Origin of the sequence: Saccharibacillus sp. WB 17 (assembly GCF_008634075.2) — a bacterium.
Lineage (GTDB): Bacteria > Bacillota > Bacilli > Paenibacillales > Paenibacillaceae > Saccharibacillus > Saccharibacillus brassicae.
Genome location: NZ_VPFK02000014.1, coordinates 12,958 through 30,630, shown reverse-complemented (window position 1 = coordinate 30,630; position 17,673 = coordinate 12,958). Strand labels below are relative to the sequence as shown.

At 47.8% G+C, this 17,673-nt stretch carries 15 protein-coding genes; 14 read left to right on the top strand and 1 reads right to left on the bottom strand.

What is annotated here, in order from left to right; all coding sequences use genetic code 11:
- Positions 1 to 28 precede the first annotated feature (28 nt).
- The 12 genes from FTE24_RS06045 (at position 29) to FTE24_RS05990 (ending at position 14,164) form a co-directional block, all read left to right on the top strand.
- The gene (locus FTE24_RS06045; protein WP_150231593.1) at positions 29 to 985 is read left to right on the top strand and encodes a TadE/TadG family type IV pilus assembly protein; all 957 of its coding nucleotides are present in this window, start codon (positions 29 to 31) and stop codon (positions 983 to 985) included.
- Between the two features lie 55 nt (positions 986 to 1,040).
- Complete coding sequence (locus FTE24_RS06040) at positions 1,041 to 1,559, top strand: A24 family peptidase (RefSeq protein WP_415663169.1); 519 nt, start codon at positions 1,041 to 1,043, stop codon at positions 1,557 to 1,559.
- Positions 1,560 to 1,570: 11 nt separating this feature from the next.
- Positions 1,571 to 3,316: a DUF6382 domain-containing protein gene (locus tag FTE24_RS06035; RefSeq protein WP_150231592.1), complete on the top strand. Its 1,746-nt coding sequence runs from the start codon at positions 1,571 to 1,573 to the stop codon at positions 3,314 to 3,316.
- 104 nt (positions 3,317 to 3,420) lie between these two features.
- Positions 3,421 to 3,678 carry a hypothetical protein gene (locus FTE24_RS06030; protein ID WP_150231589.1) on the top strand — a complete coding sequence of 86 codons (258 nt, stop codon included), beginning with the start codon at positions 3,421 to 3,423 and terminating at the stop codon, positions 3,676 to 3,678.
- Between the two features lie 444 nt (positions 3,679 to 4,122).
- Positions 4,123 to 5,010 carry a macro domain-containing protein gene (locus FTE24_RS06025; protein ID WP_150231587.1) on the top strand — a complete coding sequence of 296 codons (888 nt, stop codon included), beginning with the start codon at positions 4,123 to 4,125 and terminating at the stop codon, positions 5,008 to 5,010.
- Positions 5,011 to 5,059: 49 nt separating this feature from the next.
- Positions 5,060 to 8,959: an RNA-directed DNA polymerase gene (locus FTE24_RS06020; protein ID WP_150231585.1), complete on the top strand. Its 3,900-nt coding sequence runs from the start codon at positions 5,060 to 5,062 to the stop codon at positions 8,957 to 8,959.
- 148 nt (positions 8,960 to 9,107) lie between these two features.
- Positions 9,108 to 9,371, top strand: coding sequence for a PD-(D/E)XK nuclease family transposase (locus tag FTE24_RS06015; RefSeq protein ID WP_337190021.1), 264 nt, complete (start codon positions 9,108 to 9,110; stop codon positions 9,369 to 9,371).
- Positions 9,372 to 9,820: 449 nt separating this feature from the next.
- A complete protein-coding gene (locus FTE24_RS06010; protein ID WP_150231583.1) occupies positions 9,821 to 10,396 on the top strand; it encodes a stalk domain-containing protein in 576 nt (191 codons plus the stop codon).
- A gap of 296 nt (positions 10,397 to 10,692) precedes the next feature.
- Positions 10,693 to 11,136 carry a hypothetical protein gene (locus FTE24_RS06005; RefSeq protein ID WP_150231582.1) on the top strand — a complete coding sequence of 148 codons (444 nt, stop codon included), beginning with the start codon at positions 10,693 to 10,695 and terminating at the stop codon, positions 11,134 to 11,136.
- 96 nt (positions 11,137 to 11,232) lie between these two features.
- Positions 11,233 to 12,195 (top strand): hypothetical protein, encoded by a 963-nt coding sequence (locus FTE24_RS06000; RefSeq protein WP_150231580.1) that lies wholly within the window; start codon positions 11,233 to 11,235, stop codon positions 12,193 to 12,195.
- Between the two features lies 1 nt (position 12,196).
- Complete coding sequence (locus FTE24_RS05995; RefSeq protein ID WP_150231578.1) at positions 12,197 to 13,483, top strand: hypothetical protein; 1,287 nt, start codon at positions 12,197 to 12,199, stop codon at positions 13,481 to 13,483.
- A 12-nt stretch (positions 13,484 to 13,495) separates the two neighbouring features.
- Complete coding sequence (locus FTE24_RS05990) at positions 13,496 to 14,164, top strand: ABC transporter ATP-binding protein (RefSeq protein ID WP_237401665.1); 669 nt, start codon at positions 13,496 to 13,498, stop codon at positions 14,162 to 14,164.
- Between the two features lie 69 nt (positions 14,165 to 14,233).
- Here the strand turns inward: FTE24_RS05990 and FTE24_RS05985 are convergent, their stop codons facing one another.
- On the bottom strand, positions 14,234 to 15,133 hold the full coding sequence (locus FTE24_RS05985; protein ID WP_150231576.1) for a TIGR01777 family oxidoreductase: 900 nt from the start codon (positions 15,131 to 15,133) through the stop codon (positions 14,234 to 14,236).
- 295 nt (positions 15,134 to 15,428) lie between these two features.
- Here FTE24_RS05985 and FTE24_RS05980 point away from each other — a divergent pair, with 295 nt between their 5' ends.
- The gene (locus tag FTE24_RS05980; protein WP_150231574.1) at positions 15,429 to 16,556 is read left to right on the top strand and encodes a deoxyribonuclease IV; all 1,128 of its coding nucleotides are present in this window, start codon (positions 15,429 to 15,431) and stop codon (positions 16,554 to 16,556) included.
- Positions 16,557 to 16,697: 141 nt separating this feature from the next.
- Positions 16,698 to 17,597: a formyltetrahydrofolate deformylase gene (gene purU, locus FTE24_RS05975; protein ID WP_141448942.1), complete on the top strand. Its 900-nt coding sequence runs from the start codon at positions 16,698 to 16,700 to the stop codon at positions 17,595 to 17,597.
- Positions 17,598 to 17,673: the final 76 nt, after the last annotated feature.

Here is a 17,673-nt window from a genome sequence, read left to right as displayed (position 1 = left end):
AATGAACGATGAAGGATGGAGGCGGCTTATGCAGCGGGTTGCAGGCAAGAACCGGCGCTTCGCCGGCGAACGGGGCAGCATCGTGGTGGAAGCTTCGCTCGTCCTGCCCCTGTTTCTGCTTGTTTTCGTTTTTTTGGTCTATATCGTGCAGATGACGGCGTATTCGACCGTTCTGCAGACGACGGCTTCCGAAGCCGCCAAGCAGGTCGCAACCCACCTCTACCCGGTCCAGACGGCGGCGGACAATCTGCGCCGGTTAGAGCCGGTATCCAAAGCGCTGCAGGGGTTTTCCAAAATTTCGTTTGCCGAATTGGCTGCGACATACGGATCCGCGCTGCCCGATCCGATCGGCAAATGGGTCGCGGAAGCGGCCGCAACCGGCGACCTTCCGCTGCAGGCGCTCAAAGACGAAGTGGCTTCGAGCGTGCTTGATCCGGTGATCAAGCCGCTGCTCGGTCCGCTGATCGCGAACGGGCCGCTGGAAGACGACCGGCTGCACGTTATCGGGATCAGCGTTCCGACGACAGGAGCTGGCAATCGGCCTTATTTCGGCGTCGAACTGACTTACGAACTTCCGCTTCAAGTGCCTTTTACGGGAAAGCCCGTGTCGGTCCGCGTCAAAGCGGAAGAACGGGTCTGGATCGGAGATACCGGCGAACAGGCGGGGGCCGGCACAGGTGCCGCAGCAGGTACGGGCACGCAATCCGGCAGGCCGGCGGTCATCACGTCCGTGCCGAATCCGGCTTACCCGGGCCGAAAGGCGACCGTGACGGCCCGCGTGCAGCCGCGGCAGCGAGCGACGATCAAAGTCGTGTACAAAAGCGGCAGCAGCAAAGCGCGCTATCTGGGGCAGCAGACGGCCGACGCCGCCGGCAATCTGTCCTGGACCTGGCTGGTCGGTGGCAATACGACTTCCGGCGATTGGACGCTGATCGTGGAAGCCGAAGGGGCAGCGGCGGCCGAAGCCTCGTTCGAAGTCCGCTAATCGAATCCCAATCTAAAATCCCAATCTAATGAAGCAAACGGAAAAGAGGAACTCCATGATCGACGACATGGCTGCCTATATGGGCTGCGGATGCTTTTTGGCTGCGGCTTTCATAACGGACGTTCGCACCCGCAAAATCCCCAATTGGCTGAACCTGCTGTTTGTGTTAAGCGGACTGTTATATCGCAGCATCTCGCACGGAGCGGACGGGCTGCTGTTTGCGCTGCAAGGCTGCGCCGCCGGATTTGCGACTTTGCTGCTGTTGTACCTGCTCGGAGCCGTTGGCGCGGGCGACGTCAAATTGTTCGCGGGAATCGGAGCCTGGACAGGCCTCGCGTTCGCCGCCCAGACGCTGCTTTATTCTATTTTGTTCGCCGGAGTCATCGGATTGGGCATGTTGTGCTGGCGGCGGGAAGGACTGGTGCGGATCAAGCGGATCTTCGGCAGTTTGGCCGGACTGTTCGTGTTCCGCAGCCTGAGTCCGCTGACGGCGGATCGCGTCAACCATCTGACGTTTCCGTTTATGTGGGCGGTGCTGCCCGGCGCGCTGGTTGGATACTTTTATTTGCATTAAGGGGGTTGGACATGGCCGAATTCGTAACCGATTTTATTCAGAGCGATACGACGTACATGGTGCTCAAAAACAAGTTGAATCCGGAAGCGGGTACGCTGAACCGGATACAGGTGAAGATGCTGGCCGCTTCCAGCGTGCCGCATGTGCTCGATCTGCATGTGCGCGAAGTGGATACGGACACGGAACTTCATTACGACATAGGCGGGAAAAGAATGCTGTCGGCCTGCCTGCGAACGGAAAAGATCACTCTCGTCGAATATTATGCGCTGCTGCTGCAAATCGTTACGGCGCTCGAATACGGGATGACCTATATGCTGAACCCGCACCGTTTTTTGCTCAAGGAAGACTATATGTTCGTAGACGGTCCGCTGGCCGAAGGGATCGTATATCTGACGTATGTTCCGCTGGACGAGTCTGCCGGAGCCGCACCGATTCGGGAACGCATCGGCAGTCTGGCCGCACGTTGGATGACCGCGGTGGACGATCTTCGGGGAAACGGCATCCAGCACGTATTGCAGATGTGCGAACAGCCTTCTTTCTCGCTGCAAACGCTCAAAAGTTTGCTGATCGGCCTGCTGACCGAAAGCGGCAAATCGCCTGCCGGCGATTTGGAAGCGTACGGACCGAGCATGCACCCAGCTTCTTTCCGGGCCGGCGGCAGCGAAGCGGCTGGTGGAGGCGGCAATGCCGGCAGATCCGCGAGCCAGGCCGCTTGGCCGCAGCACGGCGAAGGCAGGGCCGGAGTTCTGGCTGCACCCGACCTCGCCGCGTCTTACGCCGAGCCGGCTGCCGCGTTTTCGGGAGAATCGTTCCGCTCCTTGCCGTCGGATTCGGCGCTTCAAGGTCCGGAAACCGAACGCAAACGCTCGGAAAACGGCAGCAGCGGCCGGTTGATCGCGCCTCTGATCGCCGGTCTGCTGCTTGCGGCGCTCTGGAAGCTTCTGTACCTGGACCATCCGGGCCGAGTCAGTTTGCTGGTCTGCGTCGTGGCTGCGCCGCCGCTGCTGCTGTTCGCTTATGCGGGCTGGGCAGGCAAAGTAAAATTCGGCGGCCGGAGGGCGGAGCGCCGCCAGGAGGAAGAAGAAGCGGAAGCTTTGGCTTCGGCGTGGCAGGAACCGGGAAGAAACCCGGGACCGCGACCGTTTTACGGGCAGCGAGAACAAGCAGTCGACGGCAGTTCGGGAGCCGGAGAGCGCATCATGCAGAATCGGGATACACAGAATCGGGACATGCGGACGGAATCCGCCGAAGGAAGAAACATTCCCGATTTTCTGCATCCGGGTTATGCCGGGAGTTCTTCGTCAGGCGATGTCCCGGAAGCGGCGGGGGCTCCGTCTTATGCGGATTGCGGCACCGGCGTACTCGGCACACCCGCTGCGCAGCCGACCGTCATACTGGACAGCGGTCGCACTCCGGCGGGCAGGGGCGGAGCGTCGGCATCGGCCGACCCGGGGCCCCGCTACCGGTTGGAACGTATCGAAAACGGGATACTTCCGCAAAGCATCCCGCTGCCCGCAGGCCCTTTTACGATCGGACGCGCGGCGGACGTCTCGCAGCATGTAGAGACCGCGGCCGGCATCTCCCGTGCGCACGTGGAACTGGAACTGTACGAAGGCATGTACACGATCAAAGACATCGGTTCGCGCAACGGTACGACGTTGAACGAAGAGACACTGATTCCGTACAAAGCCTACGAGCTGCGCGAAGGCGACACGTTTCGGCTCGCCGGGATTTCGTATACGTTGAAGAGCGGATGATCGAGGCGAAATTTGGTATCATACATACAGCCATTCGAATGATTCGAGTCGTCCGGATACTCTGTCCCGTGAAACAGAAGCACCGAATACGGGGAGGTGCTAAAATGAACGAATTGGAGTTGGGCCAGGCGACAAGTACGCTGCAAGGTTTGAGTCAGGACGCCGAAGCGCGGCGGGTGTACGAAGTACGCCAGAAGGTTCTGCACGACGAAGCTTCCATGCTTGATTGGGCTACGCAGGCAGGTCTTCGGCAAGGCGCAAGGATAGTCGCCCAAAATATGCTGCGATTTGATCTCGATTTGGATACGATCGTTCAGGTGACGGGATTGTCGGAGTCGAAGATTTTGGCTTTGGAAAAATGAGCTTTGGTAAAATTAAAAAACAAAAAGAGTCCGTTCAGGGTATTCACTGATCAGGACCTTTTTTGTTTTTATAACAAAATATGTAATGATTTTCTAAAGGTTGCTTGGTTTTAGTTTTAAGTGGAATTAGCCTCAAAGAAAGCTACACACGGTTGTGAAAAGCCGGATATATGATCTTGCTTGCTGAACTAAGTATATTTTTATTTTGCTTAAAAAATTCTTGAAAGGCGAACGATTTAGATGAGTTAGAAGTTTAGAGAGTATTTTGGATTTTGAAATTATTGGTTTACTATTACTTTTTTTCTTATTTGTACTAATGGAATAGGGTAGATAAATAGGAATTGACAGTTTGGCACTAACCATATATTGTGAGTAATGGTTTCTTTATTTATTTTTAGATTATAAACAAAAAAAGTTTATCAATTTCTCAAAGACGGAGGGAATATGGGGATCATTAAATACTTTTCTCTATTGAAAAATGCATCAGAGCTATCTAAAGACCTCATCTTAAAATTTTTTCGAACATGGATAAGTTTGTTTTCTTTATGTTGGCTAATAATTGATTTTATTGATTTTTATAAAAAAAATCATGTAGTTCCATGGACTCCTCCACCTTGGTGGGTTTGCCTTATTATAGCAACAGGAGTGGCCCTTATAAATATTAGACCTAGGTTTACTAGAAAGATCAAAGTCGGTGATAAGGATATTAAAGTAGTTCTTAAAGTGAAAAACATGTTTAGTATGAGAAAGCATATTCCTATAATAGCTGTTAATGATTGTTTTGCGCATGAACATATATCTAAAAAAACTATTCAACTACAATATAGAAATAAAATCTTTGAAAACTCTTCTCAGTTTACTCGGCTATTAGAACAGGAACTTCTAAACAAAAGTTTTGTTGAAAAGACAGTGAGAAATCAAAGAGTTAAAAGTTATCCCATAGGAACTGTACTAGAACTAAAAACGCCAACGAAAAAAATTGAGAAAGCATACTTGCTTGTTACAAGTCAATTAAATGATCAAGGAATTGCTATGCCTAATGAAGACCATCTTAAACAAGCACTGAAATTCTTATGGGAATACATTGCTTCGCATGGACATCGTGAAGCTTTATGCATACCTATTATTGGAAGTGGTAGAAATAGAATCAGTTTGAATAGAGTACAACTTATTCACATAATTGCAGATAGTTTTTTAGAAGAAATAAAGAAAGGTAATAAGTTCACTAGCGAGCTAGTCATATCAATTTACCCTAATTCATTTGTTGAATATAAATATTCTCTAAATGAAATTGAAAGCTACCTTCAACATGTTTGTACTTATAATTCTTGAATCCATTATTTTGAATTAGCACATATAAAGAATAAGTTAGGTGGTTTTTATGAGTAATATTGACTTACCAGAAGATTTTGAACTTATAGCTCCTAGAGAAGAATTTGTTTCTAACTATATTGTGTTAGCTCAATCATGGAAAAAAACACAAAACTATATAAGAAGACATAATTGGTATGCAGATGTATTGGAATTAGACTGTTCCACAATAAATTTAGAAAGAACTTTAAAAGAGTGGTCTTTAAAATGTAAGAAAGAAAGCTACAAACCCTCTCTTTTAAAGGTAGTACCAGCTCCCAAAAATGCCTTTTGGAAATTCAATGATGTAAATGAAATAGAAATAAACAAAGAATATTCTTTAGAGGAGATATCTCATTTAATTCCTTGGGAACCTTTTAAGGAAGATAATAAAAAAGATCGAATTGAGTTAAGGCCTTTAGCACATTTGAATATTTGCGATCAAACTTTAGCTACGTCAGCTATGCTATGCTTAGCTGACTCAGTTGAATCTGCTCAAGGTTCAACTGAAGAAAATAATGCAATAGAGGCCCAAAAAAATAGAGTGTTTAGTTATGGGAATAGATTGCAATGTGAATGGATAACTTCTCATAATGGCAAGAAAAGAGCGAAGTTCGGATGGGCGAATTCCCAAGTATATAGAAAGTACTATGAAGACTATAGAACTTTTCTTTCTCGACCTAAAAATATCTGTCAATATATTGTTCCAAAATTAAATTCTCATCAAAATTTGTTTATCGTTTCTCTAGATTTAAAAGGATTTTTTGATCATATTGACCGAACTTTTTTAATTAATGAATTAAAAAGTATTCATGAGTCTTATATGGAGGAGTTTAATTTAAGTTCTAAGTACGAGAGTGAAGATGAGTTTTGGAGAATCTTGAAAAGTATAATGAGTTGGAAATGGGAAAGATTTGATGATACAGAAAATGTTTTTGGAAGTAAATCCTTACCACAAGGTCTTCCTCAGGGATTAGTAGCAAGTGGTTTTTTTTCAAATGCTTATTTGCTGGGATTTGATAACTTGTTAGGAGATAGTATTGGTTATCAAATAGACGGGAGTTCCAACAGAGAAAGTGGAAAGGAATTCAAATTAGTCATAAAAGATTATTGTCGTTATGTAGACGATTTGAGATTAGTGGTAGAAGGCTATGATATAAAAGATACAGATCAAAATGAATTAGGTGAAATAGTTACTAAATTTGTTGCGCAAAAATTAAGTGATCATTTAAAAAAAGCCAGAATAAAACTAATGATAAACGAAAAAAAAACAAAAGTAGTTTCTTATCGACAAATGTCTACAGAGAATAATGTATCTTCGTTGATGGGCTTATTTCAAGGGGTATTAAGTGGTACTCCTGATGCTGACTCTTTACAACAAGTGATGGGAGGGCTTGATGGTTTACTTCAAATTTCAGAAGAGTTAATTAGAGTTAAAGAAAGAAAGTCAAATTGGCTCTTGCTATCTAAAATATCTATACCTAATGTCGATGTGCGAGATGATACACTCAAGCGGTTTGCAGCTATAAGAATAGCTGGTGCCTTGCGTACACGGCGAGGAATGACTGACCTTGGAGAATTTTTAGGACAAGATTCAAAAGGTGTAACTTTAGGAGAACTTTTAGATCATGAATTTGAAACTACAGCACGAAAACTTATTGCATGTTGGGCAGAGAATCCTTCTCTAACACTTCTTCTTAAAGCTGCTCTAGATTTGTATCCAGACCCTTCTATTCTGGATCCTATCTTAGAAGCCCTTGAATTTTGGATATTTACAGGAGAAAAAGTATCAATTGATTTTACAAAGAAATTTCAAAGAGAAATTAGAGTTATTCAGTACATTATTGCTGACTTATTTAGAGCGGCAGCAGTTGACATTGGTTTTCGGCCAGATATCGATTATCCAACTAATGCAAATAGAGATTATTTTAGACAAGAAATAGCACTATGCGCTAAAAGAGTGATTCAAGAAGAAGATAAATTCCCTTGGTATGTGAAGCAACAAGCTCTACTTTTTTTGGCGTCGCTTAATGAAGTTGTGAGTATAGGAGATACGAAAAATTTAGAAAGTTATAACTTTTTACACAACATGTTATCTTACAAACCTATAAAAGATAATTTTGCGAAAAAATATTTTCCGATTTCTCTAGTAGTACAGCAACTCCATCCCAATGAAAAAAAATACGCAAATTGGTTCTCACAATTAATGAATACAGTAACAATACAAGAACAAATTGAGTTGATAGATTTACTTGTTTTGAATCGTCCAGATTTATTGCCTGAAATTCGTAAAGTTAGAGCAGCTAAGGGAACAGAATGGCTCAATTATATTAGTAAAAAAGTTGATTTTTCTGCAGAAAACAATTTTAAACTATTTAATAAAGAATGGATATCGTTGATAAGAGTAGTGCAAAACACACAAAACCCTTTTGTGCAAGAAAATGCATTATTGATGTTTTTATATATCATTTTGAAGCATCCAGAGATTGAAAGTATTCTACACAAAGGATTGTCAATTAAATTTTTAGATATATATTGTTTCGATTGGAGAGAAATTCAAAACTTGAGCCATGATGAAGATTTTTTAAAAATTAGAATTATGGAACATTCTCATAAAACAGTCGATAATAATTTGTACTTAGTGCCTGAATGGGTGCCAGAAAATAAATCTTGGCTTTATGCTTTGGGTAGCATTTTAAGGGCATGCTTAACTGGTGAACTTGATTTTACGGCTTCCTCTTTTCTTTCGAGAAATGATGTAGGTCGCTATAATGGATTAAGGTCTACATGGTTTACTAGAAGATTCGGTTTAGCAAATTCATCAAGTGGATTAAGCAGAAATCAAACTCCTATTTCTCCTTGGCTAAGTGAGTTGTTGTTTTGCATGTTACAATGGCCCGGAGTAAACTCCCATGGAAAATTATTAAAGAAATTTGAAGATGTTAAAAATGCTAATGATCTTTTAAAAATAGTTTATGAACGCATGACTCATCAAAGAAGTATATTCGGAAAAATCACTAAAACTCCTGTATATGTAATGCCTACGGTAAGTCATCAAGAAGCAGAAGATCAGATGTTTAGAGTAGCAATAGTGCAAACTCTGTTTCCAAAAACTAAAGATTTCATTACTAAAGATCCTCTACATTGGACACCATCTTTAAGGGCACAACATCGATCTCATCTGGCATCGATTTGTAATCTTGTAAGGTTAAAGCTAAAAGCTTGGTGTAAGGCTCAAAAAAGAAGGAACTTAGATGTAGTAGATTTAATAATTTTTCCAGAACTATCTGTACACCCTGATGACTTATGGTTATTGAGACGATTATCTGATTCGACAAAAGCTAGTATATTTGCAGGGATGACTTTTATAAAACACGATACAAAAAAAGTTCCTATCAACCAAGCCATATGGATACTAAGATCACAAAAAAGTACTGGTCGAGAATTTGTGGAAGTTAGACAAGGGAAATGGCATATGACAAAAGAGGAACTAGCGATGGGTATTGAAGGACATAGGCCCTATCAGGTTCTTGTAGAATTTAAGAAACCTGGTAGAAGTACGATACGGGTTGCAGGGGCTATATGTTACGATGCTACTGACTTATCGCTGGTCGCAGATTTAAGAGATATATCGGATGTATTTGTAGTGGCTGCTTTAAATAAAGATATTAATACATTTAATAATATGGTAGGTGCGCTTCATTATCATATGTATCAGCCAGTAATACTTGCCAATACCGGAGAATTCGGAGGCTCAACTGCTCAAGCCCCTTTCACTAAACATGATCGTTTAATTGCTCATGTTCATGGTCAAAATCAAATTGCTGTTAGTTTATTTGAGATTGATCCTACAGTATTCAAATTAAAAGAGCAGCTTTCCTTACCGGTAGAAGTTAAAACGTCTCCAGCAGGATTTCCCGGACGTGTATAAATCTTGATAATGTCAAAAATCAGTCGTATACAGATACAGACAAATAAGATTTATTTGATAAATAGTTGATTTTTCGATATCTTTATCCAAACGTAACATGGCCAATCATAGATACTGAATTTCTGATGCCTACTAATACAATATCGAAGTGCATTTTCTTGAATTGACCAAGCTGGGGTCTTCTGTTCCGACACAGGGCAGTTTGGCAAGCTGGCTGTTCTTTTTGCAAAACAGCAGTACTGAATACTGGGAGGTGCTAAAAATGAACGAACCGGAGTTGGGGCCGGCGATGAACACTCTACGAGTTTTGATTCAGGACGTCGAAGCGCGGCGTGTGTACGAAGAAAGCCAGAAGGTTCTGCATGACGAATTTCCATGCTTGATGGAGTTACGCAGGCAGGTATCAGGATAGTCGCTAGAAACATGCTGCAATTGGATCTCGATTTGGCACGATCGTTCAGACGACGGGATTGTCGGAGTTGGAAATTCTGACTTTGGAAAAATGAAGCAACTTGAACCTTTTGAAAACATGAATAGTCAGTTCGAAAAATCACGCTGTGCGTTTTTAGGTTTATTGGACAATAAAAACAGCAAGGTCTTCTGTAACAAAAGAAGGCCCTGCTCTTTTTTATACATTAACAAAGAGTCATATAAATATGCATGCGACTGTCTTTTACTTTCGGTAAAAACTTAATGTATTGAATCCCGAGGAAATCCAACTTCGCCTGCTATTGCTCCCGTTCCGGATCTTCATAGACCTCCCCATAGTGATCGAGAATATAAGGCAGAACATATTTTTATGATAATATAAAATTAACCATAATATATAATAAAATAAACAATTCGGAAAGGAGACTCAACATGAAAAAGTTTGTATGTGTTTTAGCTCTTGTCATCGGCCTTGCAACAATGAGTTCAAGCGCTTTTGCTGCCGACCTTTCGTTAAGAACCCGGGCCGATCAAGTCATTTCAATGGGTGAAAAAACCGTCGTGCTGCACGTAGGAGGCGGGAAGGCACCCAAGGATATCGCGATCGAAGGGACCGAATACAAAAGCAAGTTTGTTCCTCTGAGAGAAGTGTTCGGCTACACCTCCAGCACGATCAAATGGGATGGCAAAAGCAAAATCGCTACCGTAGCGAATAACGGTAAAAAGCTGCTTCTCAACTTTTCCGCCAACCCTGTAATACCGAAAGCCGGAGAAGTGGTAGCTCCCAGAACCTGGATTAAAATGCAGAACGGACAGACGATGATCGATCTCTACGTGCTGACTTACATTCTTCATCGGTATGGAAATGTGAATATTGACGGAGAGATTTACAAGGACATAGAAAGAGAAGAGTGGAATAAAAAGTTGGATTTTCTGGGTATTCAATATTCGGAATGGGTGCCGGAACTGAAAGCGGGGAAGATGCACATTTACGTGACTCTTCCTTAACAGAGAGCGTTGATTTTGAAGTGACGTTCCTTGGAAAAGAGTCCGTTTAGGTTGATTCCTGATGCGGACTTTTTTTGTGCTTGTCGCAAAATATTCTCTGATCAATCTGAGGCTTTTTTCTTTAAATTCAACTTAAATTAATCTTGAAGTAAAATACATGCTTTTTCTGGAAAACCAATAACCAAACTTACTCACAGGTTTAAATATATTTTTATTTTGGTTAAATAAGGTATTGATTATTATTTAATAATATAATAAAGTCTTGTTGCTACACAAATTGAATTTGGAGGGATGAAATGAACAAAAGAACTAAATTGTCTATTGCTGTAAGTGCTTTGGGGTTGTCTTTGGCGATTGTTGCATCAGGCTCGGCTGCCTCTTTGGACACGCCGCCATCGGGAGGGTGGAGTGAGTCCGAAGGTTATTTCTCCAATTCATCCGATGACGGCTTCTTTCAAATCGCGGCAGTCACCAGCTCGCCTAAATCCCATAGGGGCGAACGCAGAGTCAGACATGATTCTGATGGATCGACAGGTTATGCGGCTTATGGGGAAACGATTTGGAAAGACAAATCCCATTATACGACAGCTCAAATTCGAGATAACAGAGGAACGGTAAGAACAGACAGTGGGAGAAACTGGGGAACCGGTTATACGGAGGCACACTCCGGCATCGAGGACAGATGGTACTACCCTGGTGCTTGGGAAAATATCGAAGCGCGAACATTCTGGGGGAGTTAAATTCCAAGTCTAGCGATCACCAAAAAGCTGCTCTACTTCGTGACGAGTAGAGCAGCTTTATCGTTATCTGACTCCAACTACAGGGGAGGAAACCAAGTGCTTCGCTTAAGAAGAACAGACGGGCTGCTGATATTCATGCTGGGCTGCTTGTATCTGTTGAGCTGCTTTTTGATGTCTTATGTTGAACGGCAGCAGCAGTATCGGTTTTTGACCAACGAGATGTATACGAATCATTATGCGGCTTTTGCTAATTCTGCTCCGAATGACGATCTGGTCCGTTTGTCCGAATCCGGTTACCGGTTGTTTTTGCGCAGCGATCGCATCCATAAATTTCTGCTCGCCAATCCGGAAGGTTGGCTGCCGCCGATGCGATCGGGCAAATTTATCGACGAAGAAGCGCCGGTCCCTCAAGCCGTCGTCGGCAGGTCGATACTGGACTCCACCTATTTGAAGGAGGGCATACGTTACCTGGATTATACCGGAACCTCTTACGAGGTTATCGGGGTGATGGGAGCCTCGTTCGTGACGCCTGTAGACCAATCGGTCATTTTGCATCATCCCCGTATTTCTACCGTTACACGCCCGGGTCAGAAGATCATTCTGGACAGCCGCGAGAAGAAAAACATGGACCGCTTGACCTCGGCTTTTGTTGCTGCGAATCCTGCCGTGAAGCGGATTCCCGCACTCGAACAAGGCCTTTCCCGCACGAATCGCACGTCCGGCTTTTTTTCCATACTCATAGCGGGCTTTGTCGGTCTGATTGTGATTTCGCATGTGAGCTTTCAGCGGTATTGGTACGAACGACATTGGCCGGTCTTGTCCGTGCTGCGGATTTTGGGAGTTAAAGATCGGCAGTTGTTCGGGCAGCTGTTGGTCAAAAATAGTTTGTGTTCGATTATCGCCGCTGCGTCGATCGGCTTGGTCGTTCGGTATATCCATGTGGAGATTGCGGCTGGCGCATTCATCGCAGTAGCGATCGCTTCAACGGTGTTGAACGGTTTGCTGCAAATGATTTTTGGGTACCTCGACCGCCTGCACGCCAACCGAAGAGAGGGATGACATGGTACTCGCCGAACTGGCTTATTTTTATAAAAAACATAAAGCGTTGACGGTCCTGTTCTACATCCAACTATTTTTGTTTTTTTTGATTTTCGGTACCTTTCTGGCTTTTGTTCAGCAGCTGCGTTACGAGCATGAAGGCATGCAGGCGGATTATGCAGGCAAAGCGATGTACCAACTAATGGATGACTATAGGGAAGGGCAGAGCTATGCGGCATTCAATGCTCGGCCGGGTTCTTTGGACATCTTGAAAAATTACTACGGCGAACTCGACACGGCCCGGGAGTTTCAATATCTCACGATGTTCAATCACGAAGTCATGCTGGAAGACAACGGGCTTCCGTTAAATTTTGTCAAGGGATACGAGAACGGAAACGGGAAGCGGCAGGAGAACCTAGCGGGCAGACCGTATACATGGGTCAAATCTTTGCAGCTTAACGAACAAGCGCTGCGTTATTTCGATCTCAAAACGTATGCGGGCCGAATATGGAGCCAGTCCCAGTCCGAACTAAGCCCCGAAGTTCTGCCGGTTATGCTGGGGTATGACTACAGGGAGCTGTACGAAGTGGGACAGCAGACGAGTATCAACTATTACGGCACAATTCAAAAGGTAGAAGTGATCGGCATTTTGGCTGAAAACACCCGGGTCTATTATGCGGATCGGCCGGAGTTTTATCTGGATGATTCCATCGTGATTCCGTACGTGGCGTACGGACCTCCCGAGAATGAAGGGGAAGCCAAATTTCAGACGATCAATTATTTTGCCCGAGTCAACGGGTATGTGGTGCTTGAAGACGATCCGCAGTTGAAAAAAGAGATGCTGCAGCGGATCGACGCCCTCGCGTCGAGTACCGGCTTTGGACGATATTCGTTTATCGGGCTGAATCCGCATTTCCAAAATTACCGGGGCCTGATGGTCGTCATTCAGGAAAACGAGGCTCTCGTGAAAAGCCTTTTTGCCGCTTTTGTCATATTGAACGTCGTCGTGATCAACCTGTTTTTGTTCATGCAGCAAAAAAGGCGCTTCCCTATGCTGGCCGTGCACTACCTGAACGGAGCTACAAGATTTCAGCTCGTGAAGCTGCAAGCGCTGCCGATCCTGTCTATTTTCGGCGTCACCTGCTGCGTGAACTTCATAATCATGGAATATTATTTGAAGATCGGGGATCTGCCCATGCAATTCGTGCTGTTCGGGGTAGCTGCCTTGATGGGGATCTTCGCCTGCGCGCTGCCGATCGGCAAGTTTTTGTCCCGGCCGATGTCGGAGTATATCAAAACCGAGGAGTAAGGAGACGTTCACATGCTGCTTGAAGTGTCGGGGATTTCCAAACTATTCAAAAACGGGCGGACGACAAGCACTATTTTGGAAAATTTGAGTTTGAGCGTAGACGAAGGAGATTCCGTAGCGATCAAAGGAAAAAGCGGCTGCGGAAAATCGACCCTGCTGAACGTCATTGCCGGACTTACGGGAATCGAAGCGGGCGAGGTCTATTTTCGGCAGGACAAGATTTCTGACCGGAACGCATCCAGGCTGGCCGATTACAGGCGGAACCATCTTTCTTTTGTTACGCAAAACTTCAATCTGCTGCATGACCGCGGCGTGTTCGACAATATCGCACTGCCGCTGCATTATTTGAAAACGACCAAACCGGATATCAAAAAGCGCGTCGAGGCAGTCGCGGCCCAATTGGAGATCGGCGCGCTGCTCAAAAGGCGAATCAAAGAGCTGTCCGGCGGAGAACGGCAGCGGGTCGCAATCGCGCGGGCGATCATCAAAAATCCGCCTTTGCTGCTGGCGGATGAGCCGACGGGATCGCTGGACGAAGAAACGGAAACGTCGATCCTGACTAGTTTGCAAGACTTGAACCGACAAGGGATGACGATGATTCTGGTCACCCACGACGACTCGGTAGCCCGGATCTGCCGGCGCAAGTACGAACTCAAAAGCAAAAAACTGCATCTTCTATAGAACAGGAAAGAGTCCGTTCAGGTTGATCCCTGATCCGGACTCTTTTTTACCTGCTGATTCCAGCTGTGCCTACTTCCGCTCCAAATCCCGAATCGCTTCTTCCACGTAGGGATGCCCGAACTTGAACCCGTTCTCTTCCGCGGCCCGCGGAAGGACGTGCTGGCCGCCGGTCACCATAAGCGACATTTCGCCGAGCACGGCGCGCATGAGCGGGGCCGGGACCGGGAACCAGTGCGGACGGCCGATGACGCCGCCGATCACGCGGCCGAGTTCGTCCTGCCGCACGGCGTTCGGCGCGGACGCGTTGATCGGGCCGGATACGCCGGGCTGCGTCAGGGCGAATTCGAACAGTCCCGTCAGATCGTCGATATGAATCCACGACATCCACTGCCGTCCGCTGCCGAGCTTGCCGCCGCCCATCAGCTTGTACGGTAGCTTGAGCACCGGATACACGCCCGCTTCGCGGCCGAGCACCAGGCCGATACGCATTTTGACGAGCCTCGTCTGCGGCATCGCTTCGATCGGATCGGCGGCGGCTTCCCACTTCACCGACAGCTGCGAAGGAAAGTCCTGCCCGCCGGGCGGCGAGCTTTCCGTGAACTCGTCCGTTTCGGACGTGCCGTAGATGCCGATCGCGGACGCCTGAACGAAGACGGACGGCGGCGTGGTCAGGCTGCGCATGCTTTCGATCAGTTTGCGCGTCGATTCCAGGCGGGAGCGTTCCATCTCCGCTTTGGCTTCGTCCGTCCAGCGCTGGCTGAGCGAAGAACCCGCCAGATTGACGATGCCGTCGAAGCCGGCCAACGCCTGCGGATCGCGCTCGAGTCGATCCCAGGTCAGGACGGCGGGGCCGGAAGCCCCGTCTGCCGCCTTGCGCGAGATCACGACCACTTCATGTCCCGACCGCGTGAGTCTTTCCGTCAGTTTTTTGCCGATAAATCCCGTTCCTCCGCTGATAGCAATCTTCATGCCGTACCTCCTCGTGCGGAACCTGCCGATTCGTCCGCGAATGATCCTACCCTTACTATTACTGTTCTTCTCCTTCTATTAAACGGCGTCGGGGGCTGTATGACAAATCGGAAGGCGCCGGCCATCTCCCGCATCCGATGACAGTTCTGACTTATCCGTGCTTATGCGTGGATTTCTTGCCCGCTTCACGTTAAAATAAGACAAGGTTTGGACGGCAGGCCGGATACGCGAACGACGGGATGGGCCGTTGCGGGCGACAAGATCCGGCAGCCGCAGACAAAGAGGAGGATGAACCATGCTTAAGATCGGCTCCCACGTGTCTTTTTCGGACAAGGGACTGGTGAGCGCGGCGAACGAAGCGAACGGCTACGGATCGACCTCGTTCATGATATATACGGGTGCTCCGCAGAACACGCGGCGCAAACCGATGGACACGATGAACATTGAAGAAGGACTCAAGCTGATGGAGCAAAACGGGGTGCCGGAAATTGTCGTGCACGCGCCGTACATCGTTAACCTCGCTTCGTACAAAGACCATACGTACGAGCTGGGTGTCAGCTTTTTGCAGGAAGAAATCCGCCGGACCCACGCGATCGGCACGAAGCAGATCGTGCTGCATCCGGGCGCGTTCACGGACAAGGACCTGGAATACGGTATCGAGCGTATCGCGGCGGGATTGACCGAAGTGCTGAGCGGCGTGGAAGAGACCGACGTGAATATTGCGCTGGAGACGATGGCGGGCAAAGGAACGGAAGTCGGCCGCAAGTTCGAAGAGATCGCGCGCATCATCGACAAAGTGCCGAACAACGGACGTCTCAGCGTCTGCATGGACACCTGCCATATTCACGATGCCGGGTACGACGTCGCGAACGATTTTGACGGAGTGCTGAAGCAGTTCGACGACATCGTGGGACTGGACCGCCTTGGCGTTATGCATATCAACGACAGCAAAAATCCGGTCAGCGCGGGCAAAGACCGTCATACGCCGATCGGCGCGGGCTGGATCGGATTCGAAGCGCTCAACGGGGTCGTCAACCATCCGTCGCTGAGCCATCTGCCGTTCATTCTGGAGACGCCGTGGATCGGCAAAGACGTCAAAACGCAGCGTCCGATGTACGAAGTCGAAATCGCGCTTCTGCGCGGCACCGTAAGCGAGCGCTTCGGCACGGGCTTCGGCGAAGACGTCGAGAAGCTGCATGCCTTTTTCGCGGCGCAGGGTCTTGATCCGCGCGCGTTCACGCTCGATACGTGGGCGGTGCTCAAAAACGACGCCAAAGCCAAAAAGGCCGATCCGCGCGAACCGCTTGAGCGGCTGTACGATCTCGCGGTGCAGGAGTCGGTGCTGCCGAACGTCTCCGAAGAAGACCTCAACAAACGTCTGATCGCCGTGCTGGCAGGCAGGGAAGCACTGGCGCGGTTCTAATTTTTCTGGCAAAAAAGCAGGGGAAGCACGCGGCGCGGCGTCCATATTCGAGACGCAACCGCTTCTTCCCGCTGCCTTCACCATGTCGAGAAGGCCGGCGCGCGAACAGTCGCGGCCGGACCCAAGGAGGATTACGGAATCATGGAGCAACATGTCAAAACTGCGGGTTCCGCAGGCCAACAGCAGCCGCAGGACCGGGCGCGCATGCTTATTTCTTGTCCGGACGGCCCGGGCATCGTCTCGGCGGTCTCGCGTTTCCTGTTCGACCACGGAGCGAATATCGTCCAGTCCGACCAGTATACGATGGACCCCGAAGGCGGAATGTTCTTCATGCGGATCGAATTCGATCTCGAAGGACTGAGCGGCAAGCTGCCGAAGCTGGAAGCCGATTTCATGGAAATTGCCAATCGGTTCGAGATGGATTGGAAAATCTACCGGGCGGCGAAAAAGAAAAAGTTGGCGCTGTTCGTCTCGAAAGAAGACCACTGTCTGGTCGAACTGCTCTGGCAGTGGCAGGCGGGCGACCTGGACGCGGAAATCGCGGTCGTCGTCAGCAATCATCCGGATATGCGGGAGTACGTCGAATCGTTCGGTATCGAATACCGCCATATTCCGGTCACCAAAGATAACAAGCCGGAAGCGGAACGCCAGCAGCTGCTCGCCGTCGGCGACGAGATCGACCTGATCGTGCTGGCGCGCTACATGCAGATCGTCTCGCCTTATTTTATCGAAAATTACCGCAACCGTATTATCAATATCCACCATTCCTTCCTGCCGGCCTTCGTCGGCGGCAAGCCGTATGCTCAGGCGTACGACCGCGGCGTGAAGATCATCGGCGCGACCGCGCATTACGTGACGGAAGAACTGGACGGAGGTCCGATCATCGAGCAGGACGTGCAGCGGGTCAGCCACCGCGACGACGTGCCGGAACTGAAACGGATCGGCCGCACGATCGAACGGGTCGTGCTGGCGCGCGCCGTCAAATGGCATGCGGAAGACCGCATTCTGGTGCATCACAACAAGACCGTGGTGTTCAACTGATCGCCAAGCCGCCGGAGAGACCGGAAGTTTGATTCTTTTCGTAACAAAGACCCGCTCCGAACCGTCTTAGTAGAGA